Source organism: Paraburkholderia sp., assembly GCF_026225065.1.
Classification (GTDB): Bacteria; Pseudomonadota; Gammaproteobacteria; order Burkholderiales; family Burkholderiaceae; genus Paraburkholderia.
In genome coordinates this window covers 1-25,331 of record NZ_JAMFSB010000215.1, presented here as the reverse complement: position 1 = coordinate 25,331, position 25,331 = coordinate 1, and the positions used below count along the sequence as shown (strand labels likewise).

13 protein-coding genes and 1 pseudogene are annotated in these 25,331 nt (G+C 62.4%); 5 read left to right on the top strand and 9 right to left on the bottom strand.

Annotated features, from left to right (window positions below; genetic code table 11):
- Positions 1 to 65: 65 nt before the first annotated feature.
- The 4 genes from gcvP (at position 66) to M0954_RS15905 (ending at position 7,646) form a co-directional block, all read left to right on the top strand.
- Complete coding sequence (gene gcvP / locus M0954_RS15920) at positions 66 to 2,996, top strand: aminomethyl-transferring glycine dehydrogenase (RefSeq protein ID WP_297354204.1); 2,931 nt, start codon at positions 66 to 68, stop codon at positions 2,994 to 2,996.
- A gap of 117 nt (positions 2,997 to 3,113) precedes the next feature.
- Complete coding sequence (locus M0954_RS15915) at positions 3,114 to 4,256, top strand: alginate lyase family protein (protein WP_123385091.1); 1,143 nt, start codon at positions 3,114 to 3,116, stop codon at positions 4,254 to 4,256.
- A 26-nt stretch (positions 4,257 to 4,282) separates the two neighbouring features.
- Positions 4,283 to 5,671 (top strand): L-serine ammonia-lyase, encoded by a 1,389-nt coding sequence (locus M0954_RS15910; RefSeq protein ID WP_122152919.1) that lies wholly within the window; start codon positions 4,283 to 4,285, stop codon positions 5,669 to 5,671.
- A 262-nt stretch (positions 5,672 to 5,933) separates the two neighbouring features.
- Complete coding sequence (locus M0954_RS15905) at positions 5,934 to 7,646, top strand: thiamine pyrophosphate-binding protein (RefSeq protein ID WP_122152920.1); 1,713 nt, start codon at positions 5,934 to 5,936, stop codon at positions 7,644 to 7,646.
- A gap of 63 nt (positions 7,647 to 7,709) precedes the next feature.
- Here the strand turns inward: M0954_RS15905 and M0954_RS15900 are convergent, their stop codons facing one another.
- The 6 genes from M0954_RS15900 to hemE all read right to left on the bottom strand — a co-directional run bounded on the left by M0954_RS15900 (position 7,710) and on the right by hemE (position 20,526).
- Positions 7,710 to 8,210: a hypothetical protein gene (locus M0954_RS15900; protein WP_297354202.1), complete on the bottom strand. Its 501-nt coding sequence runs from the start codon at positions 8,208 to 8,210 to the stop codon at positions 7,710 to 7,712.
- 999 nt (positions 8,211 to 9,209) lie between these two features.
- Positions 9,210 to 10,358: a branched-chain amino acid ABC transporter substrate-binding protein gene (locus tag M0954_RS15895; RefSeq protein WP_122152923.1), complete on the bottom strand. Its 1,149-nt coding sequence runs from the start codon at positions 10,356 to 10,358 to the stop codon at positions 9,210 to 9,212.
- An 88-nt stretch (positions 10,359 to 10,446) separates the two neighbouring features.
- Complete coding sequence (putA, locus tag M0954_RS15890) at positions 10,447 to 14,376, bottom strand: trifunctional transcriptional regulator/proline dehydrogenase/L-glutamate gamma-semialdehyde dehydrogenase (protein WP_297354200.1); 3,930 nt, start codon at positions 14,374 to 14,376, stop codon at positions 10,447 to 10,449.
- Between the two features lie 691 nt (positions 14,377 to 15,067).
- Positions 15,068 to 16,510 (bottom strand): putative sulfate exporter family transporter, encoded by a 1,443-nt coding sequence (locus M0954_RS15885; protein WP_122152925.1) that lies wholly within the window; start codon positions 16,508 to 16,510, stop codon positions 15,068 to 15,070.
- A 180-nt stretch (positions 16,511 to 16,690) separates the two neighbouring features.
- Positions 16,691 to 18,958, bottom strand: coding sequence for a primosomal protein N' (locus M0954_RS15880; RefSeq protein ID WP_297354198.1), 2,268 nt, complete (start codon positions 18,956 to 18,958; stop codon positions 16,691 to 16,693).
- Between the two features lie 455 nt (positions 18,959 to 19,413).
- On the bottom strand, positions 19,414 to 20,526 hold the full coding sequence (hemE, locus tag M0954_RS15875) for a uroporphyrinogen decarboxylase (protein ID WP_122155486.1): 1,113 nt from the start codon (positions 20,524 to 20,526) through the stop codon (positions 19,414 to 19,416).
- A gap of 189 nt (positions 20,527 to 20,715) precedes the next feature.
- On the opposite strand from hemE, the gene M0954_RS15870 reads away from it, so the two are divergent.
- Positions 20,716 to 21,546, top strand: coding sequence for a transporter substrate-binding domain-containing protein (locus M0954_RS15870; protein WP_122152927.1), 831 nt, complete (start codon positions 20,716 to 20,718; stop codon positions 21,544 to 21,546).
- Positions 21,547 to 22,344: 798 nt separating this feature from the next.
- Here the strand turns inward: M0954_RS15870 and M0954_RS15865 are convergent.
- The 3 genes and pseudogenes from M0954_RS15865 to M0954_RS15855 all read right to left on the bottom strand — a co-directional run.
- Positions 22,345 to 24,075, bottom strand: coding sequence for an AMP-binding protein (locus M0954_RS15865; RefSeq protein WP_297354196.1), 1,731 nt, complete (start codon positions 24,073 to 24,075; stop codon positions 22,345 to 22,347).
- A gap of 296 nt (positions 24,076 to 24,371) precedes the next feature.
- Positions 24,372 to 24,797 (bottom strand): F0F1 ATP synthase subunit epsilon, encoded by a 426-nt coding sequence (locus M0954_RS15860; RefSeq protein WP_074262935.1) that lies wholly within the window; start codon positions 24,795 to 24,797, stop codon positions 24,372 to 24,374.
- A 155-nt stretch (positions 24,798 to 24,952) separates the two neighbouring features.
- Positions 24,953 to 25,331: pseudogene (locus tag M0954_RS15855) on the bottom strand (F0F1 ATP synthase subunit beta); the annotation flags it as partial.

Below are 25,331 nucleotides of genomic sequence, written 5' to 3'. Positions count from 1 at the left end.
CTCGTTTTAAACCGTCAGGTGCGACGTCCGACGAACGCGGACGGCCGCACCGCCAGGAACACTTCATGAAGCTCGAACACCCGGATCGTCTGATGAACCGCACTCCTCTCTCGCTCGCCGCGCTCGAAGTGCATGACGCCTTCGCTGAACGGCATATCGGCCCGGATTCGGCCGACAGCCAGGCGATGCTCGAAGCCCTCGGCTTCGCGTCGCGCGCCGCGCTGATCGACGCCGTGATTCCGAAGACGATCCGCCGCACCGAAACGCTGCCGCTCGGCCCCTTCGCGCAACCGAAGAGCGAAGCCGAAGCGCTCGCCGCGCTGCGTGAACTGGCCGACAAGAACCAGGTGTTCCGCTCGTATATCGGGCAGGGCTACTACAACGCGCACACCCCCACGGTGATCCTGCGCAACGTGCTCGAAAATCCGGCGTGGTACACGGCTTACACGCCGTATCAGCCGGAAATCTCGCAAGGCCGTCTCGAAGCGCTGCTGAACTTCCAGCAAATGATCATCGATCTGACGGGCCTCGCCATTTCCAACGCATCGCTGCTCGACGAGGCGACCGCCGCCGCCGAAGCGATGACGCTGCTGCAACGCGTGGGCAAGCCAAAGTCGAACGTGTTCTACGTCGCCGACGACGTGCTGCCGCAGACCATCGAAGTGGTGAAGACTCGCGCCACACCGGTTGGCATTGAAGTGAAGGTTGGCCCGGCTGCGGACGCCGCCAATGCCAACGCGTTTGGAGTGCTGCTGCAATATCCGGGTGTGAACGGCGATGTGCGCGACTACCGCGCGTTGGCTGAAGCGGTCCACGCCGCGGGCGGCTATGTCGTCGCCGCCGCTGATCTGCTCGCCCTCACCCTGCTCACGCCGCCGGGCGAATGGGGCGCGGACGTGGCCGTCGGCAACACGCAGCGTTTCGGCGTGCCGGTCGGCTTCGGTGGTCCGCACGCGGCCTACCTCGCCGTGCGCGACGAATTCAAACGGCAAATGCCGGGGCGTCTGGTTGGCGTCACGGTCGACGCACAAGGCAAGCCCGCGCTGCGTCTCGCGCTGCAAACGCGCGAACAACACATCCGCCGCGAAAAGGCGACCTCGAACGTGTGTACCGCGCAAGCGTTGCTCGCGATCATGGCCAGCATGTACGCGGTGTATCACGGCCCGCAAGGTCTGAAGACGATTGCCCAGCGCGTGAACCGCGTCACGGCGCTGCTGGCCGCTGGCGCGAAAAAGCTCGGCTATACGCTCGTCAACGAAAACTTCTTCGACACGCTGACGTTCGAAACCGGTGCCCGCACGCAAGCGCTGCATGACGCGGCGGTCGCCAAGCGCATCAACCTGCGCCGCGTCAGCGATACGCGCGTCGGCATCTCGCTCGACGAAACGACTAAGCGCAGCGATCTCGCCGATCTGCTGGCCGTGTTCGCGCAAGCAGCGTTCGTGAGCGAAGTGCCGCAAATCGATGCGCTCGACGCCGAACTGCCAGCGGAAAGCACCGTGCCGGTTGCGCTCGAACGCACCAGCGCGTACCTCACGCACCATGTGTTCAACCGTCACCATTCCGAAACGGAAATGCTGCGCTACCTGCGCAGCCTCTCCGACAAGGACCTGGCGCTCGACCGCTCGATGATCCCGCTCGGCTCCTGCACGATGAAGCTGAACGCGACCTCGGAAATGCTGCCAGTGACGTGGCCTGAGTTTGGTCAGATTCACCCGTTCGCGCCGGCTGAACAAACCGTCGGCTACCGCGAAATGATCGATCAGCTCGAGCAGATGCTCGTGGCGGCAACCGGTTACGCAGCTGTCTCGCTGCAACCGAACGCCGGCTCGCAAGGCGAGTACGCGGGTCTGCTCATCATCCACGCTTATCATGCGTCGCGCGGCGAAGGTCATCGCAACGTCTGCCTGATTCCCGCTTCGGCGCACGGCACGAACCCGGCGTCGGCACAGATGGCCGGCATGCAGGTCGTGGTGGTCGCGTGCGATGCACAAGGCAACGTCGATATTGAAGATCTGAGGGCGAAGGCCGCGCAACACGCGGACAAGCTGGCTGCGATCATGATCACGTATCCGTCGACGCACGGCGTGTTCGAAGCGAATGTGCGCGAAATCTGCGAGATCGTGCATGCGCACGGCGGCCAGGTCTACGTGGACGGCGCCAACATGAACGCGATGGTCGGCCTCACGGCGCCGGGTCAGTTCGGCGGCGATGTCTCGCACCTGAACCTGCACAAGACGTTCTGCATTCCGCACGGCGGTGGCGGCCCGGGCGTCGGTCCTGTGGCGGTGGGCGCACACCTCGCGAAGTTCCTGCCGAATCAGGTTTCGTCCGGCTATGAGCGCGCGGCCGATGGCATTGGTGCAGTTTCCGCAGCGCCGTACGGCTCCGCTTCGATCCTGCCGATCTCGTGGATGTATATCGCGATGATGGGCGCGAAGAACCTCACCGCCGCCACCGAAACCGCGATCCTCAACGCCAACTACGTCGCCAACAAGCTCGCGCCGCACTATCCGGTGCTGTACTCGGGCCCGGGCGGACTGGTCGCGCACGAGTGCATTCTCGATCTGCGTCCGATCAAGGACTCGAGCGGCATCACCGTTGACGACGTCGCCAAGCGCCTCGCCGACTACGGCTTCCACGCGCCGACCATGAGCTTCCCGGTGCCGGGCACGCTGATGGTCGAGCCGACCGAATCGGAATCGAAGGAAGAACTCGACCGCTTCATCGAAGCGATGATTGCGATCCGCGAGGAAATCCGCGCCGTCGAGGACGGTCGCTCGGACCGTGAAGACAATCCGCTCAAGCACGCACCGCATACGGCGGCCGTGGTGATTGCGGACGACTGGAAGCATGCGTACGCGCGTGAAACGGCCGCGTATCCGCTGCCGTCACTGATTGCGAGGAAGTACTGGCCGCCGGTTGGCCGTGCAGACAACGTGTATGGCGACCGCAACCTGTTCTGCTCCTGCGTGCCGATCGCGGATTACGAGTAACCGCGTCGCATCCGCTGCCTTGAACCGCGCGCCACCTGACGGTGACGCGCGGTCCTGTCGTTCGTGCCCGGGAACGGCTAACATCACACACCAATCAGCCCAACGAAGGAGTGTCGCATGGTGCGAAAGGTGCTAATGATGGAAAGCCGGAGCGATTCACGGCGCATGCCGTCCTGGCAGGCCGCGGGCACGCCGCTCGCGACGCTGCTGCTGGTGTGCGGCGCCGTCATGCTGCCGGTGCGGCACGCCCGCGCAGCGATGAATTTTTGTGCGGCGCCAGCGCTGCAAACCAGCGAACGCACGAACGCCGATCCCGGCGTCAAGGCCCTGGTCGCCAATGTGGGAGCGCATCTGAATGATCCGGCGCATGCGGTGGCGACGTTGCATACCGAAGGCACCTTACCGCACGAAGGGATCTACGATCAGAGCATCGAAGCCGAGAAGGATCTCGATCTGTTGCGCGATGCCGCACTCGCCTGGCGCGCCACCAGTGACGACCGCTATCTGAAACTGGTCGACCGTCTGCTGTACGCCTGGGTCACGACCTATCAGCCGAGCTTCAACCCGATCGACGAAACGCATTTTGAAAGCCTGATCCTCGCCTACGACATGACCGCAAGCGCGCTGCCGGTGAAAACGCGCAACGCGTCGATGGCGTTTCTGACGAAGCTTGGAAACGGTTACATCGCGCAGATCGACGCGCAACCGCGTCCGTTGACCGGCACGTATCGCAACAACTGGCAGAGTCACCGCGTCAAGCTGATTGCCATGGCCGCCTTCACGCTCGACAACCGCAAGATGATCAACGCGGCGCAGCGTCTGTTTGTCGAACACATTGGCGACAACATCGAGCCGGATGGTTCGACGATCGATTTCAAGGAACGCGATGCGCTGCACTACGTGACTTACGATCTGCAGCCGCTCGTGACCGCAGCACTGGCGGCACGCCGCCACAACCGCAACTGGCTGCCGGAGCCGGCGACCAACGACGCGACGCTGGCCGCCGCGCTGAACTGGTTGACGCCCTACGCGTTGGGCACGAAGACGCATGAAGAATTTGTGCATTCGGACGTCCCGTTCGATGCGAAGCGTCGCGAAGCCGGCTTGCCCGGCTATTCGGGTGATTGGGATCCGAAGAACGCGGCGGAACTGTTTCATCTGGCGGCGCGCCTCGATGGCCGCTATGCGCCGATCGCGTTGCGGCTCGCGCCGACACCGCCCGCGTGGCTGGCCGTGTGCCTGCCGCTGCCGGCACGTTAAACCCGTTTTTATTTGCAGGAGCAGTAATGGCAGTCAGTGTGTTCGACCTTTTCAAAATCGGCATTGGTCCGTCCAGCTCGCATACAGTCGGGCCGATGCGCGCGGCGCTGATGTTCGTCCAGGGGCTCGAACGCGATGGACTGCTTGCGGCCACGGCTTCGGTGAAGGTGGATTTGTATGGTTCGCTCGGCGCGACCGGCAAGGGTCACGGCACCGATCGCGGCGTGATGCTCGGTTTGATGGGCGACGCGCCGGACACCGTCAATCCCGATACGATCGCGGAGCGTCTCGAAGCAGTGCGCACCTCGCGCTCTTTGCCGTTGCTTGGCACGCACCCCGTGCCGTTCGTGCAGAAGGATCACATTTCGTTCTACCGGCAGGCGCTTGCCGAGCATCCGAACGGATTGAAGCTGCACGCGTACGATGGGCAAGGTGAGACGTTACGTGAGGCGACTTACCTTTCCGTCGGCGGTGGTTTTGTAGTCACTGCGGGTGCGCCGAATACCAAGGTGCTGAGTGCCGTCGATCAGTTGCCGCACCCGTTTCGCAGCGGCAATGAGTTGCTCGCGCTATGCAAGGCGACCGGTAAAAGCATCGCGCAACTGATGTGGGAAAACGAGCGCGTGTGGCACACCGAGGAAGAAACGCGCACGGGCCTGATGAAGATCTGGGACGTGATGCAGTCGTGTGTGGCGCGCGGTTGCGGCATCGGCAATCCGGATGCGGACGGTAATCTCCCCGGGCCGTTCCAGGTGAAGCGGCGTGCGCCGCAGTTGTATCGCTCCTTGTCCGGCAATCCTGAACTGGCGTTGCGCGATCCGCTGTCGATGGTGGACTGGATCAATCTGTACGCGATTGCCGTCAATGAAGAGAATGCGGCCGGTGGGCGTGTCGTCACGGCACCGACTAACGGTGCGGCCGGCATCATCCCGGCGGTGCTGCATTACTACACGCGGTTCATGCCCGGCTCGAACCAGCAGGGCGTGATCGACTTTCTGATGACGGCAGCGGCGATCGGAATTCTGTATAAGCTGAATGCATCGATTTCCGGTGCCGAAGTGGGTTGCCAGGGTGAAGTGGGCGTGGCCTGCTCGATGGCCGCGGGCGCACTTGCGGCGGTGATGGGTGGCACACCTGAGCAGGTCGAGAACGCCGCGGAAATCGGCATGGAACATAACCTCGGACTGACCTGCGATCCGGTCGGCGGCATGGTACAGATTCCGTGTATCGAACGTAATGCGATGGCGTCGGTGAAGGCGGTCAACGCGGCGCGGATGGCATTGCGCGGTGATGGCAGCCATTATGTTTCGCTGGACTCGGTCATCAAGACGATGCGCGAAACCGGCGCGGATATGAAGACCAAGTACAAGGAAACTTCACGCGGCGGGTTAGCGGTGAATATTGTCGAGTGCTGATTTGTGGCGGCCTCGTTAGGACACACGAGACCGGCAATTGCTTGAGCTCTTCAAGCAGGTCGTACCCAACGCGTCCCTTACAACGCGCCGCCGTTGCCATGCCGCGGCGTTGCCTTGCAGCTTGCGCTACTAGCCCGATCGGCTGGCCGACATTGCCCTTTCCGGTGACACCGGCCACCGACTCGGCGTAAGCTGTCGAGGCCCGTCGGCCCCACGTGGCCGACCAGCCGACCGACGAGATCCGACTGGAGGCTTCACCGCAATGCCGCTGACGAATGTTCCCGCTTCCGCCACCACCACGGGTGCGCGCCTTGTAGTCGATGCCCTGCTGACGCACGGTGTCGAACGTGTTTTCTGTGTGCCCGGCGAGAGCTTTCTCGCCGTGCTCGACTCGCTGCACGACGAGACTGAAAGTATCCAGACCGTCGTCTGCCGGCACGAAGCGGCCGCGGCGAATATGGCCGAAGCGGTCGGCAAGCTGACCGGCCGTCCCGGCGTGGCAATCGTCACGCGCGGGCCCGGCGCGACGCACGCATCGATCGGCGTGCACACCGCCTTCCAGGATTCGACGCCGATGATCCTGCTGATCGGCCAATGCGCACGCGAACATCTCGACCGCGAGGCTTTCCAGGAAATCGACTATCGACGCATGTTCGGCCAGATGGCGAAGTGGGTCGCGCAGATCGATGATCCGCGTCGCATTCCGGAATACCTGAGTCACGCGTTCCATACTGCGACCTCGGGACGACCGGGGCCGGTCGTGCTGTCGTTGCCGGAAGATGTATTGAGCGATGCATGTGCGATGGTGCCAGGCGCGCCTGCCTATCACCGTGTGGCGGCATCGCCGTCTGCGGCGCAGATCGATCAGCTTCGCCAGAGGCTCGAAGGCGCACAGCGGCCAATCGTAATTGCCGGCGGTAGCGGCTGGACATCCGCGGCGAGTGCTGATCTGCAGCGCTTCGTCGAGAACTGGCAGTTGCCGGTTGGCCTCGCGTTCCGCTTTCAGGACACGCTCGATAACGAGCACCCCAATTACGCAGGCGATGTGGGCCTTGGCATCAATCCGACGCTTGCGAAGCGGATCGGAGACGCCGATCTCCTGCTGGTGTTCGGCCCGCGCCTGGGCGAAGCGACGACGGGCGGCTACACACTGCTCGATATTCCAAAGACCAGGCAGACTTTGGTTCATGTGCATCAGGGGGCGGAGGAATTGGGTCGCGTGTATTCGGCTGATTTGCCGATCGTGTCCGGGATGCCTGAGCTCGCATCACTTCTCGCGGCCTTGCAGCCTCCTTCCGGAAAGCCGTCGTGGGCGGGAGCAGCAGAAGAAGCGCATCGCTCCTACCTCGAGTGGCGCACGCCGCGCCCGATTCCTGGCAACGTGCAGATGGGCGAGGTGATTCAGCAACTGCGCGCGCGCTTGCCCGAGGATGCCATCGTGACCAACGGTGCGGGTAACTACGCCACATGGTTGCATCGACATTTCTCGTACCGGCATTTTCGTTCGCAGCTCGCGCCAACCAGCGGCGCGATGGGCTACGGCGTGCCGGCGGCGATTGCGGCGAAGTCGCTCTATCCGCAGCGCACGGTTGTGGCACTGGCAGGCGACGGCTGCTTCATGATGTCCGCTCAGGAACTGGCGACGGCGATGCAATACGACCTGCACGTGCTGTTCATTGTCGTGAACAACAGCCACTTTGGCACGATCCGCATGCACCAGGAGCGGCACTATCCGAACCGTGTGCACGGCACGGGCCTCACCAATCCGGATTTCGCGGCGTTCGCGCGATCGTTCGGCGCACATGGCGAGACAGTGGAACGTACCGAGGATTTCCTGCCGGCGCTCGAGCGTTCGCTGGCGGCAAAACGCGCAGCGGTGATCGAGATTCGCATGCCGCAGGAAGCGAGCACACCTGGCGCAACCTTGGAACAGATTCGGGAGCAGGGGCGCAAGCTAAGAGGTGAAGGGGAATAGTTGACGCACGGACGGCCTTGTCGGCGGAGCGGGGCCGCTCGACGCGCTCGCGACGACTGGCCGCTAGGCGGAGATCACAGCTAACGCGCCGAGCTCCTTCATCAAAGCCGGTTTGCGCGCCTCGATCACATCCGCCTGAATCTGATAGATCACCGACTTGATCACTTCTGTTTGGTTCATCGCCGTATCCTCAGTCAGCGTCTTGATGTCTTCGGCGATGCGCGGCGTCACCTTCATGGAAAGGCGCCTGCGCGCGGCTCCGCGCTGCTCCTTGAAGCGCGCCACGGCCGAACGATGCGCCTTCATCAAGCGCTCCCGGGGGTACTCGCCGGAGGCAAAGCGATGCAGGTACAAGATCATTAGAACCTTGCGAAACTCGGTTGAGCTCGCGCTATCGATTGTGTACGCGGCAAGGTCAAGCATATCGAGATAAATGGCGGGCAACTGGGCCTCGATGGCCTTCACTTCCTTCTGACGGGTTTCGCGAATAGCCGGCGTGGACTGCGCCGGGATTGCGACCACTTGATCGCACAGGTCGCAGACCGAGACGAGGATGTCCTTCACCTCGCCTTTGCCGTCACTGAACGGCACATTGCGCCGTGCAAAGGTCGAACTCACGAGCTGCTGGCAGCTGTGACAGATCGCCTTGCTCTTCTCCCCTTCTTCATACAGTTTTGTGTTCATGGTTCTGCTCACTGGTGAACGCTTATAAACATGGTGTCTGGATCGCTGACGAAGTAAAACTTCACGTACCAGCCACCTGACGCGATGACATGAACATCGATCGACGCGAACCTGTGATGCGGCGACGATACGTACTCTGTGTCATCGCTCTTGACGATGACGCGTTCCACGAACTGCGGCGTCACTTCCCCCATGGCAAGGAGATTTTTGACATCGACGTTGCGACGCGACTCATGCTGAAACCTGCCGGACCTAAGCGCGGCAACGACCGCCTGCTTAACCTCGCAATATTTAACTGGTATCGTCAAAAGCACCCCCGAATTATACGACGTTTATCGTATGAAATGTCAATGTGACCAATTTCATACACCATCGCAATTGTTGAGGACTTTTGATCGACCGACGAGTCATCCGAATGGCCAACCGTGGAGAGACGAACCGGCGAAACAACTGCATGAACGAGGCGCCGGCGCAGGGGGCAGTTATGCCCGACGGCGGAGCGCGCAGCGCGACGCTGGAGCGGACGAGTGCTGTGTCACTGACGGATGTGTTGCGAGGGCAGGTCTCGTGCGCGGACCACTCTGGCTTCAGGCCAGTGGTAGACCCCTACGGGCTAGCGGTGTGAAGCCCGCTTTCTTTGCTTACTTTCTTTGCGGCGACGACCCGAAGGTAGTCCCTGTGGGACAAAGAAAGTAAGTGCCGCCCCGCACAGGGGCAACGCAAGCAAACCACTAAGAATGCAAGGAAAGGCCAAAGCAAAAAAAGAAAGCCCCACGAGTCAGAAGACCCGCAGGGCATAAACAACCAAGCCAACCATCGAACGCTTGCAGAGCAACTAGAAAACTAAACCACCCTCAAGCGCCGCAAGGCAAAAAAAACTTACTTTCCGCCCACGCTCTGCAAAGTCGTCCACTTCCCATCAACAACCTTATACAGCGTGATCCCACCATTCTTAAGATCACCCTTACCGTCATATTCAAGATGAGCCGCAGTCACAGCCGGCATATCCGTCTTGGCGAGGAACGGCAAATACTTAGCCGGATCGGTAGAGTTAGCCTTCTTCATAGCAGCGAACATAGCCTTAGCACCGTCATAGGCATACGGCGAGTACGTCTGCACATCCTCATTGAAGCGCTTCTTATACCTGGCGATATAGTCAGCACCACCAGGCATCTGATCAAGCGGCAACCCAGCGAGCGAAGCAACCGTCCCATTAGCCGCATCACCAGCGAGCGACAGGAACGTCGGCGTATGAACCATCTCGCCGCCCATGAGTGGAGCCTTGACACCAAGCTCCCTCATCTGCTTGACCATCGGCGCAGCTTGCGAATCCGCACCACCGTAATAGATCAGATCCGGATTAACCGACTTCAACTTGGTCAAAATCGACTTGAAGTCAACAGCCTTGTCATTCGTGAACTCACGATCAACGATCGCGCCACCTGACGCCTTGGCTGCCTTCTCGAACTGGTCAGCCAGACCCTGCCCATAAGCCGTGCGGTCGTCCACGATCGCAATCTTCTTCATGCCAAGATTCTTCACCGCGAACGTCCCGGCAACCGAACCTTGCTGCGTATCGGACGTCATCATCCGGAACGTCGTCTTGAAGCCTTGTTGCGTGTACTCAGGCGCCGTCGCCATCGCGATTTCGGGAATGCCCGCATTCGCGTAGATGCGCGAAGCCGGGATCGTCGTGCCCGAGTTGAAGTGGCCGAGCATGCCCTTGATGCCGTCGTCCACCAGCTTCTGCGCAACGGTCGTGCCGGTGCGCGGGTCGGCCTGGTCATCCGCCGAGTCGAGCACGAAGTGCACCGGCTTGCCACCGATCACCGGCTTGCTTGCGTTTTCTTCTTCCACAGCCAGCGTGATGCCGTTCTGGAAGTCCGCACCGTAGTGAGCCTGTGCGCCCGTCATCGGGCCGGCAAAACCGACCTTCACGTCTTCGACCTGCTGTGCGTGTGCCGTCCCCGCCAGCGACATGGCTGCGACGAGCGCAGCGCCTGCCAGCTGTTTCATCTTGTGTTGCATAGCTTCTCCTTGGTACCAGGTGTGAGTGGAGCGGTTTCGGGGTCACCGTACCGCTTCCGTTTAATTGAATCGACCGTTAAAGGTTCGCTCAACCGATCGTCATCAAATTCGCATTGCCGCCTGCCGCTGCGGTGTTCACGCTGACCGAACGTTCCGTCAGCAGACGTTCGAGCGCGTAGTCCTCTTCGCCGCTTTCCAGCGCGCGTGCCGCTACGCCCTGCACCGAAACAATCGGACCCGCTCGCTTGGCCACTTCCTTCACCAGCGCGAGCAGCTCGTCGCTGTCGCCTTCGAACAGCACGGCGTCGAACGGCGTATCGGCGCTCTTCTTTACGCTTGCATACGGCTTGAGGGCCGCAGGCAGCACCGATACCAGTTGCTCGCCCGCAGCGCCGTCGAACAGCGCGCGGTTGCCAGTGGCAAGCGCGGCAGCAAACTGCACGCGTGCACCGCTCGCCGTCGATGCCACGCACAACACCGTGCCGCGCGCGCCGAGCGTGTAGGTGTTGCGCTCGCCGGTCGGACCGGGCAGCACCGCCGTGGCCCCCGCCAAACCCTGCGACAGGTAGCCGTCGCAACGCGCCGCCAGCGACGCCTGGCGCTCGTTGATCAGCCAGTCACGCAGCGCTGTCAGCGCCGAGGACGGATTGTCGCTGTTTTCCATCGCCTGCGGGGCGTCGGCGATCAGCGCCTGCGCCAGCGTTTTCGGCAAACCCGGCGGACGCGTCGCCAGCAGACGCTGCAGATAAAGCGCGCCGCCGGCCTTCGGACCCGTGCCCGACAGCCCTTCGCCGCCGAACGGCTGCACGCCGACCACCGCGCCCACTACATTGCGGTTCACGTAGATGTTGCCCACATGCGCGCGGCTGATCACATGTGCGATCGTTTCGTCGATACGCGTGTGGATGCCAAGCGTCAGGCCGTAACCGGTTGCGCGGATCTGTTCGAGCAGCTTGTCGAGCGCGCTGCGGCGATATCGCACCACATGCAGCACTGGGCCGAACACTTCGCGCTTCAGTTCGTCGATGCTGTCGAGTTCGATCAGCGTAGGCGGCACGAAGGTACCTTGTGCGCCGCCTTCCGGCATCGGCAGTTGCACGACCTTGCGGCCCTTCTCGCGCATCGCCGCAACGTGCGCGTCGATACCGCGCTTCGCTTCCACGTCGATCACTGGACCGACATCGATCGACAGACGATCCGGGTTGCCCACCGCGAGCTCGCGCATCGCGCCGGTCAGCATTTCCAGCGTGCGATCGGCGACATCATCCTGCAGACAAAGAACGCGCAGCGCGGAACAGCGTTGACCGGCCGAGTCGAACGCCGAGTTCAGCACGTCCGCCACCACCTGCTCGGCGAGCGCCGACGAATCGACGATCATCGCGTTCTGTCCGCCCGTTTCCGCGATCAGCGGAATCGGCTTGCCCTCTGCATCCAGACGGTTTGAAAGCGTCCTGTTGATCAGGCGTGCCACCTCGGTCGAACCGGTAAACATCACCGCGCGCGTGCGGGCATCGGCTACCAGCGCTGCGCCCACGGTCTCGCCGTCACCCGGCAGCAGTTGCACCGCGCCTGCCGGCACACCGGCTTCGCGCAGAATACGCACAGCTTGCGCCGCAATCAGCGGAGTCTGCTCAGCCGGCTTCGCCAGCACCGTATTGCCAGCCGCCAATGCAGCCGCAACCTGACCCATGAAAATCGCCAGCGGGAAATTCCACGGGCTAATGCAAACTACCGGACCGAGCGGACGATGCGTGTCGTTCGAGAACTCGGTACGGATTTGCGCCGAGTAGTAACGCAGGAAGTCGATCGCTTCGCGGATTTCGGCGACAGCGTTTGGCAGCGACTTGCCCGCTTCGCGCACCACCAGACCCATCAGCGTATGCATCTGCGCTTCGAGCAGATCGGCCGCACGTGCGAGGCAGTCGGCGCGTGCTTCGACCGGCGTCGCTTGCCAGATCGGCGCAGTGGCTACGGCATTCGACAGCGCCGCACTCACATGTTCCGAAGTGGCTTCGACAACCGTGCCGACGAGATCGCGATGATCGGCCGGATTGCGCACATCGCGCGCGGTGCCCGCGGCGATTTCGTTGTCTTCGAGCATGGGTGTCGCGCGCCAAGGATGATGCGCGCTCGCCAGCAATGCCGAAGATAAGGACGCCAGACGATGTTCATTCGACAGATCCAGCCCCATCGAATTGACGCGCTCCGCACCATACAGATTGCGCGGCAGCGGGATCTTCGCGTGCGGCGCGCCGAGCGGCACGACCTTCGACGCTTCATCAACCGGATCGGCCACCAGATCCTTGATCGCGATGTTTTCGTCAGCGATGCGGTTCACGAAAGAGGTATTCGCGCCGTTTTCCAGCAGGCGTCGCACCAGATACGCGAGCAGCGTTTCATGCGTGCCGACCGGTGCGTACACGCGGCACGGACGGTTCAGCTTGTCGCGGCCCGTGACTTCTTCGTAGAGCGGCTCGCCCATGCCGTGCAGGCACTGGAACTCGTATTGGCCGGGATAGTAGTTCTGGCCCGCGAGGTGATAGATGGCCGAGAGTGTATGCGCGTTGTGCGTGGCGAATTGCGGATACACCGCGTCCGGCGCACCGAGTAGCTTCTTCGCACAGCCCACGTACGAGACGTCTGTGTAGATCTTGCGCGTGTAGACCGGATAGCCTTCAAGGCCGTCCACTTGGGCACGCTTGATTTCGCTATCCCAGTAAGCGCCCTTCACGAGGCGCACCATGATGCGGTGACGGCTGCGACGTGCCAGATCGATGATGTAGTCGATCACGAACGGGCAGCGCTTCTGATACGCCTGCACCACGAAACCAATGCCGTTCCAGCCCGCCAGTTCAGGATCGAAGCACAGCGCTTCAAGCAGATCCAGCGAGATTTCGAGGCGGTCGGCCTCTTCCGCGTCGATGTTCAGGCCAATGTCGTAGCGACGCGCGAGGATCGCGAGCGAGCGCACGCGCGGCAGCAGTTCGCTCATCGTGCGTTCGTACTGCGAGCGCGCATAGCGCGGGTGCAGCGCCGAGAGCTTGATCGAAATGCCTGGGCCTTCGTAGATGCCGCGGCCGCCGGCCGCCTTGCCGATGGCGTGGATTGCCTGCTCGTACGACGCGTAGTAACGCTGCGCGTCGGCTTCGGTGGTGGCCGCTTCGCCAAGCATGTCGTACGAATAGCGGAATCCGCGCGCTTCGAATTTGCGGCTGTTCGCGAGCGCCTCGGAGATGTTCTCGCCGGTGACGAACTGCTCGCCCATCAGGCGCATCGCCATATCGACGCCCTTGCGGATCAGCGGCTCGCCGCCCTTGCCGATCAGACGCGTCAACGCCGACGACAGGCCCGTTTCGCTATTGGTCGTCACCAGCTTGCCGGTGATCATCAGCCCCCACGTGGCAGCGTTGACGAACAGCGACGGTGCCTGGCCGACGTGCGATTTCCAGTCACCCTTGCTGATCTTGTCGCGAATCAGCGCGTCGCGCGTAGCGCGATCGGGAATCCGCAGCAGCGCTTCGGCGAGGCACATCAGCGCCACACCTTCCTGGCTCGACAGCGAAAACTCGTGAATCAGCCCTTCGACGCCGCCACCCTTGCTCTTGCCGCGCAGCGTTTCAACCAGCTTGCTCGCCATCGCCTGCACATCGTTGGCGAGATTGGCCGGCAGGCGCGCCTGGCCGAGCAGGAACGGCACGCATTCCGGCTCAGGACGACGGTAAGCCGCGGTGATCGCCGCGCGCAGCACCGATTGCGGTTGCACGTTCTGCGCGAAATCCAGAAACGGGTGCGACGCCCCGTCCTCTTCGGATTCAACGCTCGCGCCATCGGCCAGATCGGCCGAGCCGTGCGCGCCGGACAGTTCGGCGGGCAATTGACCGTGTTCGATACGTTCGAGGTACGCGAAGATGGCCTGCTTGATCAGCCAGTGTGGAGTGCGTTCGAGACGCGTAGCGGCATCTTTCAGCCGGGTACGCAGGAGATCGTCGACCTTGACGCCGAGGGTGGTGCTAGCCATGTTTCCTTCGTATGCCAGCCAAGCCGCGCCGGCCAAAGACTAAAAAAGTTGGCCGAATCGTACGCCTCCCAATAAAAAGGTGCAACCACACGGACGGCATGGTTGCACCATTGTCAAAACCTTGTACGACCGGGGTTTGCGGCGGTTGGGTCACCCGCGAGCGATCCCGGGCAGGATCGGTATTTTCCCCTATGAAATTCTTTTCTGGCGACCCTTATCGAAACGCAGAATTACGCCGTTATACAGAACATGATGCGCGCTAGCGCACGTAACGGGGTTACGGGGTGTTCGAAATGGAAAAGTGGCTGGTACTGGCAGCAATCTGGAGCATGTGCGCAACGTGCGCATATTTGTTCGTCCGCGGCGCGACGTACTCCGACACGCGCGAAGCAGAGGATGAGCTTGCAGTGATCGACAGCGCGCGCCGCGCCATCGGGAAATAAGCCTCTCCCTTACGCGTTCGGCGCGAACTGGCTGCAGGAGTCGTCTGGCGAGACCAACTGGTCGTGCAGACGGCAGAGCCGGCTCGTGGCTACGCTCGCCCCAAACCCCGAACTGAATACCACGAGGCCCGGGATGCTCTGCTCAAGTGTGTGTCGATCGTCAGCGCGGTACCGGCAACCGGCACAACTCGGCCGGCGCGCACGCAGTGCGCGCGCGGCAGTCTCGATACGCTCCTCCGCGGGACTCGTCACGAGCCCTGCCCCAAGCTATTCCAATACGATGCGAACACGTGCGCGGACAGCGCGTAGCCGATGGCGACATTGACGATGACGCCAGCCGTGAAGGCGAGGAACGGCTTGATGCCGGTGGCCGTCAGCAGGCGCAACCGTGTGGTCAGCCCGATGCTCAGGAAGCAGAAAATGAACGCCCAGGTGCGCAGCGCGGTAATCGGCGCAACGAACTCCGGTGTCACCACCTTGCGGTAATCTGCCAGCGAATAGTGGCTCGCGATCCACGTCACGAGCGCCGACGCAATCACAAAGCCGATCACGAATTTCGGAAAGCGCGCCCAGATCTCGCCCGGGTTTGCCTTCGACTTGACGCCACTCTCCTGGCTCTCCCAACGGGTCGAGGCGACGAACGCCAGCACGAACGCCCAGATGCCGATCCAGATGTCGCGCCCCACCACCTTCATGAGCGTGAACGCCTGCACCGAGGCTTCGGGCGCGCCGGCGATGGCGCCGCCAGCCTGTTTGGCCAGGTCGCCGTAGGCCTGGGCGGCGGCGATGCCGGCCGCGTCGGCGAATTCCGAGGTGCCGATCCACGCGCCGCCGACCGCCGTCGAAAGTCCGAGCGAGCGTGATGCGAACGGCAGCACGAAGATCATCACGATGGCCCACAGGATCACCAGCGTGATCGCCACCGAAGCCTGTTCGCGCTTGGCGCGCACAGCGCCCGCAATCGCGATGGCCGCCGAGACGCCGCAGACCGCACCGCCCACGCCCAGCACCGCGGCAAAGCGGCGGTCGAGGCCGAAGGCCTTGGCGACGAAGAAGATCACGAAGAACGTCACTAGCGAGACGATGCTGGCCTGCCCGACCGCAACCGGACCGGCCCACACGAGCAACGTCAACGGCAGTGTCGCGCCGAGCAGCACGATGCCCACCTTGATATAAAACTCGACGCGCAACCCGGCCAGGAACCATTCGGGCAACCCGAACACATTCGAGATCACCAGGCCGAGCACGAGCGCAACCAGCGGCGGTTCGAGGTTGTACCGGGAAGCGCTGGCCCATGCGCCGAGCGTGAAAATCAGTATCGACGCAATGAACAGGATCAGGAACGACGGCAGAAAATGCGCAAGCCGCTGCTTTAAAGCGGCGAGGCTGACGCCAAACAGCACGGCGAACACGACAAACAGCGCGGCATAGTTCGGCAGGTGTTTGAGCAGGTCTTGCGCCGCCAGAGCCGGATCCGTCCATTTGACCGGGGCGACCGCGAGCCATTTGATGCTGCTGCCCGAGGCAAAGAACCCCCACGCGACGACGATCACCAGCAGGCCGATCCACACGGCCCACCAGTCCTCGGTCGCGAACAGACCACCGCCATGTTTGACGTCGGTGTCACGGTTGGAATCGGATCTGGCCGGTGTTGCTGCGCCCGCCGATAGACTGTGATTGGTATCGCTCATCGCAAAGCCCCGAAGGTTGAGGTGCGTCGGCGCGGGAGAAATTGGGATTGTTGTTAAAACTGCGCCGATTCTGGCGAAATATAGTTGAGCGGCCTTCGGAAATGAAACGACCTTTCGCTCTATGAATATGACTGAAAGGGATTTGCACGCCGGACGGGGCCAGTGGGCCCGACGACGGCCTCAGATATCGAGCGGATCGACCTCGAGATTCCAGCGCAATACGCCCTTCAAGGTGCGCAAAACCGGCTGCCAAGCGCGCAGCGTGGCTTGCAGCGCGCCGCGCGAGGCACTTTCGATCAGCAGTTGCGCGCGGTGCACATGCATGACCTTGACGATGGTCAGCGGCACGGCGTCGTAGACCGTCACCCGTTCGGCGGACGGCATTTCCGCCAGCGCCGCAGCGGCTTGCTGGAGAAAAACGAGCGCCGCTTCGAGCGTGCGGCCTTCGGCGCGCAGCAGGGCCTGATAGACGAACGGCGGCAGATGGGCGTCGCGCCGTTCGGCCAACGTCGAGTTGGCGAAGCCGACGTAGTCGTGCCGTCCCAGCGCGTGATACAGCGCGTGCCGCGGATAGCGCGTCTGCACCAGCACCTCGCCGGGTAGTCCTGCTCGACCGGCGCGGCCGCTCACCTGCATCAGTTGGGCAAACAGGCGCTCACTTGCGCGGAAGTCGTGCGAGAACAGCGCGGTGTCGGCATTGAGCACGCCCACCAGCGAGACGCGTTGAAAATCGTGCCCCTTGGCTATCATCTGCGTGCCCACCAGGATGTCGACCTCGCCCGCATGCACGTCGGAGAAGAGCGCTTGCGCACTGCCTTTGCGCCGCGTGCTGTCAGCGTCGATGCGCAGCACGCGCGCACCCGGGACTGCGCTCGCCAAGGTCTCTTCGACGCGCTGCGTTCCGCGCCCGAGCGGCGCGATGTCCACGTTGCCGCAGTCCGGACAAGAGCGCGGAATGCGCGCTTCCCAGCCGCAGTGATGGCAACGCAACGCACGCTCCGGCTTGTGCAGCACCACGTAGGCGCTGCAGCGCGGACAGCCGGCCACCCAGCCACAGGCGTCGCAGGCCAGTTGCGGTGCGTAGCCTCGGCGGTTGAGAAAGACGAGGCTCTGTTCGCCGCGCTCGAGGCGCGCTTTCAGCGCCGCGACCAGCGGCCCAGACAGGCCTTCTACTGACGCGCGGCCACGTCGCCGTTCTTCTTCGAGATCGACCAGCTTGACGGTGGGCAACACCGCCTCGGCGACCGCCCGCCGCGACAGCGTGAGCCGCGTGTAGCGTCCCTGGTCGGCCTGCCACCAGCTTTCCAGCGAGGGCGTCGCGGAGCCGAGTACCACCGGCAAGTCCAGTTGCTTGGCGCGCCAGATGGCCAGATCGCGCGCCGAATAGCGCAAGCCTTCCTGCTGCTTGTAGGCCGGGTCGTGCTCCTCGTCGACGACGATGATCGCCAGCTTGGGCAGCGAGGCGAGCACCGCGAGCCGCGTGCCGAGCACGATCCGGGCACGGCCGCTGTGTGCCGCGAACCAGTTGCGCGCCCGTTCACCCTCGGCCAGACCGCTGTGCAACGTGACGATCGAGCTGCCCTCAAGCGCCGCAAAACGGGCGCGGAATGCTGCTTCGAATTGCGGCGTGAGATTGATTTCGGGCACGAGGACGAGCGCCTGGGCGTCGGGCCGCGCCGCCAGAATCGCGGCAAGCGCGCGCAGATACACCTCTGTCTTGCCGCTGCCGGTCACACCGTGCAGCAGGAACGGTGCGAAGCCATTGGCGTCGCGAATTGCTTCGACGGCTGCGGCTTGCTCATCGGTCAGGGTGGGTAGCGTAGGCGGTGCGGCTCGTTGCGCAGCGCTGCCCGGCGGCGGCGCAATCAAAGCCAGTGCCGCCGCTTCGGTCACTTCCCGCTCTAGCCAGCCTTCGGCTCGCCACGCATCGAGCGTCGCTACGGCCTTCGGATGGATCGCGCGGGCGTCGGCCACGAGTAGCGCTCCCGCCTCGGCGTCAACGAGCGCCTGCGCCAGTTTTCGCAACACAGTCGCACGCGCGGGTAACGCATCGGGCAGCGCTGCCCGGCCGGCCGGCAGCAAGCGGTACAACTCGTGGGGCGCGAGCAGGCGCGCCCAGCGCGACGGGTCGCGCAACGCCTGCGGCAAAGCCGGCAGCGCGACTTCGCCCAAGCCCCGCTGATAGTAGTCCGCGGCAAAGGCGGCAAGCGCCAGCCATTCGGCCGACAAGGGCGGACAGGCATCGCATAAGCTGTCCAGGGCGCGCAGTTTGTCGACCGGTACGTCGCTGTGAGTGGTCACTTCACAGACTAGCCCGACCACCTGGCGCCTGCCGAATGGCACACTGACGAGCGTGCCCGGCAGCGGCGGCTCGGCGGCATCGCAGCGATAGTCGAACAGGGTCGGCAACGGATGATCGAGCGCGACGCGGACGAAAACGGGACTCACGTGGAATTCAGGATCGCAATTGGGTCGGCGCAGGCGGTTCGAACATCGGACCGATGCCCGGTGACGAGGCAGTGAACCGGGTGAAGTTAAAGTAAAACATCACTTCCGGCGCTAAGTTTTGGAATCTACTGAACAATTGGTGTTGGCCCGGGTGTCCTGTGGATAACTTTGTTGAGAACTCGCTCTGGAAGGACCAAAAACCGCGCCAGTACTGCGTTGTGTGGGGTACCGCACATTTCTCCCTGATCCGACGAAACCCTTGCCAGTCAAGGCCTAGATCGAATGCGCACGCAACTTGCAAGCGAATTGCCGTGACCAAACCCTCTACCGCGCCGCAGCGTGATGAATGTGTATAAGTCAAGTCTTGACAAGTACGGAAGCGCCGCCTGACGGCCCAGTTGACACTATTTTTCCCTTAGTCCGAGAGCCCACGTCGCCGCACTGCAACAAAAGTGTCACGCGTTTGGCGTGGTTCCGGCTGCTGCGGCAGCGCGAATCGTGCGACTGTGGCGATGGACTTCGTCGACCAGCTCGGCGACATTTTCCGGCGGCGTGAACTGCGAAATGCCGTGTCCGAGGTTGAAGACGTGGCCGGGGTGATTGCCGAAGCTGTCGAGCACCGCACGCGCTTCGATGCGAATCGCCGAGGGCGGCGCGAACAGCACCGACGGGTCGATATTGCCCTGCAGAGCCACTCGATCGCCGACCCGCTCGCGGGCCTTGGCGAGATTCACGGTCCAGTCGAGGCCGACCGCATCGACGCCGGTGGCCGCAATCTCGTCGAGCCACAAGCCGCCGCCCTTCGTGAAGGTGATCACGGGCACTCTCTCGCCGTCGTGATCGCGTTTGAGCTGGCTCACGACCTGTTCGATGTAGTGCAACGAGAAGCGCTGATAGATGCCGTCAGCCAGTGCCCCGCCCCAGGTGTCGAAAATCATCACGGCTTGCGCGCCAGCTTCGATCTGTGCGTTCAGGTAAGCGGCAACAGACTTCGCGTTCACCTCCAGAATCCGGTGCATCAGGTCCGGGCGGGCGTACAGCATGGACTTCACCGTGCGGAAGTCCGCCGAACCGCTGCCTTCGACCATGTAGCAGGCGAGCGTCCACGGGCTGCCGGAAAAGCCGATCAGCGGCACGCGCTGGCGACCTTGCGCATCCGTCAGCGCCTTGCGGATTTCGCTCACCGCGTCTGTCACGTAGCGCAGCGTGGCGCCGATATCCGGCACGGCAAGGCGCGCGACGTCAGCTTCAGTGCGCACCGGATGTGCAAAGCTAGGACCTTCGCCGGCCACGAACTCCAGCCCGAGGCCCATGGCGTCGGGCACCGTGAGAATGTCGGAGAACAGGATGGCTGCGTCGAGCGGATAGCGTTCGAGTGGCTGCAGCGTCACTTCAGTCGCGTAGGCAGGACTCTTCGCGAGACCAAGAAAACTGCCTGCGCGAGCGCGCGTCGCGTTGTATTCCGGCAGGTACCGGCCCGCCTGACGCATGAGCCAGATTGGCGTGTAGTCGGTCGGCTGGCGCAGCAGCGCGCGCAGGAAGGTGTCGTTGAGAAGGTTATGGGCCACGTTGCGTGCGACTGAAGGCAAAGGGGCATTTTACCGGACGCAGCGGGGACGATCCTGCATCTTCATTGATCGGGGCAATAACGGTTCGCCAGGGCGTTTTCCCATGGCTGTCCGGCTAATGTTCAAGGGCGGATGGGCAGGCTATGATCAGCGGCCTTACCTGACAATGACGGGACTCGAGGAGATCCGATGAGAAAGGCAGCATGGATTCTGGCCTTGGCGCTGCTGGCCGGGACGCCCGGGATGGGCGGGGTCGCAAACGCGCAAGGTGTGCCGGGCTCTACCGCCACGGCTGGCGGCAACGGTGCGTCCACAGCGCCGTCGCGGCTCGACGAAATTCTCGCGCGCGGCACACTGCGCGCCTGCACGACTGGCGACTACCGGCCGTACTCCTTCTACAAAGGCGATGGGCAGTTCGAAGGAATCGACATCGACATGACCGAATCGCTCGCGAAATCGCTGGGCGTGAAGGTCGAATACATCAAGACGTCGTGGTCCAACCTGATGAACGACTTTGTGGCGAAGTGCGATATCGCCGTAGGCGGCGTCTCGCCATCGCTTGAGCGGCAAAAGCGCGCGTTTTTCACCAAACCGTATATGGTCGACGGCAAGACGCCGATCGTGCGCTGCGACGACGTGAAGAAGTATCAGACCGTCGCCGAGATCGACCAGCCCGCGACCCGCGTCATCGTCAACCCCGGTGGAACGAACGAGCGCTTCGCGAGGCAGTCTTTCCCCCACGCCAACCTTACCGTGTATCCGGACAATGTGACGATCTTCAAACAGATCCTCGGCGGCAAGGCGGATGTGATGGTGACTGACGCTTCAGAGACGCTCCTACAGCAGAAACTTAACCCCGGCCTGTGCTCGGTTCATCCCGATAAGCCATTTCAATACGGCGAGAAGGCCTGGTTGCTGCCGCGCGGTGACGTGGTGTTCCAGCAATATGTCGACCAATGGTTGCATCTGGCGCAAGCTAGCGGCGAATACCAGGCGATCGCCGACAAGTGGTTGAAGTAAACCGGCCCCGTAAGCGGCGCGCACCGACACAATCCTGTAACCGCGCATCTTCAGGTAAGTCGATAGTAAATTACGCGATTGACGGCTTCGGCCGCGCGGCCAGACTCGCGCAGTGAGTCGGCCGGATTTGAGTGTGCGCCGCAGCGTTACGCGTACTTTCATCATACAGCCGCGGTGTTTAATAGAGCCGTATCGGCCATCTGGCCGCTATCCGGCGGGCATGGCGCGACACCGGCCATGGTTTCATGCGGTGAAGTCTGAATCAGTTACGCTGCGCGGACCGCTGCAGAAGCATCAAACGAACCCGAGTAATGACGGTCGAAGGCATCGGTAATATTTACGTTTTAAACGGCTTTCAATGGCAATAAGTCCTGCGAAGCCTTATCTGGCGGGCGTTACAACCTGAAACACTTTGTTACCGTCATACCGGACTTATTCGCCCACAATGCTTTTCAACGGTTTCAACACGGATGTGGCTGGGTGCGTGGTGTGAGCGGATACGATGCACTTGCCGGTCGGCGCTATGCCGAAGCCCTGTAAAGGGGCATCCTTGCTGGGGCCGTGGTCGACGCATAGAGCGTCCACCCAGTCGGTTCCTCCAATGGTCTCCTCGCGCTAACCCCGTAGCGTGTGGTTTTTAGCGGGCTCCAGGCCCGCTTTTTTTTTCTTTAGCCAAACGTTTGCGCGTCGTTCTGGTGAGCTCTCACCGAGCTGTTGCCAGTCAGGTTTCGCGAACGGTTGCGCCTCCCGCTCAAACACGGCGGCTCCACGACAATACGTGGCGCCGCCGTTGTGGTTTCAGGCGGTCCTGTCTTCCTTGACCTTTAACTCTTCGATCATCCGTTCGCGCATCACGAACTTCTGCACCTTGCCGGTGACCGTCATCGGCAGATCATCAACGAAGCGGATGTATTTCGGCACCTTGTAGTGGGCAATCTGACCGCGGCAGAACTCCTGCACTTCCTCGGCGCTCGCCTGTTCCCCGGCGCGCAACACGATCCACGCGCACACCTCCTCCCCGTACTTTGCGTCCGGCACCCCAAACACCTGGACGCTCTGGATCTTCGGATGGCGAAACAGAAACTCTTCGATCTCGCGTGGATAGATGTTCTCGCCGCCGCGAATCAGCATGTCCTTGAGGCGGCCGACGATATTGCAGTAGCCGTCGGCGTCGAGCGTCGCCAGATCGCCTGTGTGCATCCAGCCGTCGACGATGCTTTCGCGGGTCTTCGTCTCATCGCCCCAGTAGCCCTGCATCACGGAGTATCCCTTCGTACATAGCTCACCGGTTTCGCCGATTGGGACGATGTTGCCCAGCGGGTCAATGATTTTGACTTCGAGATGGGACTGGATGCGCCCCACCGTCGAGGTCCGCTTGTCCAGCGGGTCAATCGTCGAACTCTGGAACGACACTGGACTGGTTTCCGTCATGCCGTAGGCGATCGTGATTTCCGCCAGGTGCATCTTCGACACGACCTTTTTCATGGTCTCGATCGGGCATGGCGAGCCGGCCATGATGCCGGTACGCAACCGCGTGAGATCAAAACGCGCGAACTCCGGATGATCCAGTTCTGCGATGAACATGGTGGGAACACCATGCAACGCCGTGCATCTTTCTTCGGCGACAGCGGTGAGTGTCGCGACCGGATCGAAGGCTTCCCCGGGAAAGACCATGTTCGCGCCGACCGATACGCAGGCCAGCACCGCCAGCACCATGCCGAAGCAGTGATAGAGCGGCACGGGAATGCAAAGGCCGTCCTCCTCCGAGAGCTCCATCGCCATCGCGATATAGCGCGCGTTGTTGACGACGTTGCGGTGCGTGAGCGTGGCGCCCTTCGGGTTACCGGTCGTGCCGCTGGTGAACTGGATGTTGATCGGATCGTCGGCGGACAAGGTCGCGCCGATTGCATCCAGCCTTGTGGTGTCAAGCGTGGCGCGGCCCTGCTCGATCACGTCGGAGAAACTCAGCATGCCCGACGCGCCCTTGTCGCACATGCGGATCACGACACGCAGCTCCGGCAGGCGCGCCGCATGCAGATCGCCGGGAGTGTGCGTGGCAAGTTCAGGCGCCAGTTCCTGCAGCATCTGCAGATACATCGACGACTTGAAACGTTCGGCCGCGATGATGGCCTTGCATCCCACCTTGTTTAGCGCGTACTCGAGTTCGGCCAACCGGTATGCGGGATTGATATTGACCAACACGGCGCCGATGCGCGCCGTCGCGAACTGCGTGAGCAACCACTCGACCCGGTTCGGTGACCAGATGCCGACACGGTCGCCTTTGCTGATACCCACTGCGAGCAGACCCGCCGCGAGCGCATCGACCTCTTGCGCGAAAACCGCCCACGTCCAGCGGATGCCTTGCTCGCGGAACACCACGGCAGGCCGGCTGGCGAAGCGGCGTGCCGTGTCGCGCAGGAATCGTCCGACCGTCGCATCGCTTAGCGGGATATCGGTCGAACCGCGGACGTAGGAAAGCCCGTCCTTCGGTTTGATGAGTGCGGCTCGACCTGACGCTTGGGTTGCCATGGCGTTGTCTCCGTGAACGGATGCTCGCTCTGTTAAGCGCCCCATCAGGGTCGCCGCCGCGCGCGGCCCCGAGAGGGTCGGGAAATCTTCCGACGGCCTGGCGGTGTTTCTGCGATTTCTGCGAAGAGTTGCTGCCGATTGTGCCACCGGGCTATGCCCCAACGGCATCAAGTGTTACCCGCAGGCGAGGTCGTGAGTCATCGGCCTGATCTCGTTTCCCTTGCCGTAAACGTCACGCGTGGTCGAAAAAAAAGCAGCCTTTCGGCTGCTTTTTCCTTAACGCGCTTGCGGCTCGCTTAATTCTGACCGCGCAACTTGCGCAGACGCTGGATCGCAGCGAGCTGTGCCGTCGCATACGCAAGTTCCGCCTGAGCGGTAGCGTATTCGAGGTTCGAGCCTGTGTTTTGCAGCGCTTCTTCTGCGCGCTTGCGTGCATCTTCGGCCTTGGCTTCGTCGAGATCCTTGCCGCGGATGGCCGTGTCGGCCAGAACCGTCACCGCACCCGGCTGAATCTCAAGAATGCCGCCGGCGACGAACACAAATTCTTCTTCGCCGTTTTCAGCTTCGATGCGCACCGCACCCGGACGAATCCGCGTGATAAGCGGCGTGTGTCCCGGCAGAATGCCGAGCTCGCCCGCTTCGCCAGGCAGCGCCACGAATTTCGCCTGGCCCGAGAAGATTTCCTCTTCCGCGCTGACGACGTCTACTTTAATGGTTGCCATATCGACTCCTGTGCCGACCAAAGTTAGCGCCTTGGCGCTTACTCCCGTCCCATGCAAGGCGGGTTGAGCGTATTACGAGGCACCGGTTTCGCAAAAGCCACCCAAAAAGGTAGCACCTGCGTACAAGCCGACGCCCGCTTCGTTACACCCGACCGTTACTGGATCTTCTTGGCCTTTTCAAAGGCTTCGTCGATCGTGCCGACCATGTAGAACGCCTGCTCCGGCAGATGATCGCACTCACCGCCCACGATCATCTTGAAGCCGCGGATCGTTTCCTTGAGCGGCACGTACTTGCCCGGCGAGCCCGTGAACACTTCAGCGACGTGGAACGGCTGCGACAGGAAACGCTGGATCTTACGAGCGCGCGCCACGGCGAGCTTGTCTTCCGGCGCGAGTTCGTCCATGCCCAGAATCGCGATAATGTCACGCAGTTCCTTGTAGCGCTGCAGCGTTTGCTGCACGCCGCGCGTGATGGCGTAGTGCTCTTCGCCGATCACGTTCGGGTCGATCTGACGCGAGGTCGAATCGAGCGGG

Excerpts from the sequence above, each read along its gene's own strand:
- gcvP (WP_297354204.1), top strand. The coding sequence starts at position 66 with ATGAAGCTCGAACACCCGGATCGTCTGATGAACCGCACTCCTCTCTCG.
- M0954_RS15915 (WP_123385091.1), top strand. The coding sequence starts at position 3,114 with ATGGTGCGAAAGGTGCTAATGATGGAAAGCCGGAGCGATTCACGGCGC.
- M0954_RS15910 (WP_122152919.1), top strand. The coding sequence starts at position 4,283 with ATGGCAGTCAGTGTGTTCGACCTTTTCAAAATCGGCATTGGTCCGTCC.
- M0954_RS15905 (WP_122152920.1), top strand. The coding sequence starts at position 5,934 with ATGCCGCTGACGAATGTTCCCGCTTCCGCCACCACCACGGGTGCGCGC.
- M0954_RS15895 (WP_122152923.1), bottom strand. The coding sequence starts at position 10,358 with ATGCAACACAAGATGAAACAGCTGGCAGGCGCTGCGCTCGTCGCAGCC.
- putA (WP_297354200.1), bottom strand. The coding sequence starts at position 14,376 with ATGGCTAGCACCACCCTCGGCGTCAAGGTCGACGATCTCCTGCGTACC.
- M0954_RS15885 (WP_122152925.1), bottom strand. The coding sequence starts at position 16,510 with ATGAGCGATACCAATCACAGTCTATCGGCGGGCGCAGCAACACCGGCC.
- M0954_RS15870 (WP_122152927.1), top strand. The coding sequence starts at position 20,716 with ATGAGAAAGGCAGCATGGATTCTGGCCTTGGCGCTGCTGGCCGGGACG.
- M0954_RS15865 (WP_297354196.1), bottom strand. The coding sequence starts at position 24,075 with ATGGCAACCCAAGCGTCAGGTCGAGCCGCACTCATCAAACCGAAGGAC.
- M0954_RS15860 (WP_074262935.1), bottom strand. The coding sequence starts at position 24,797 with ATGGCAACCATTAAAGTAGACGTCGTCAGCGCGGAAGAGGAAATCTTC.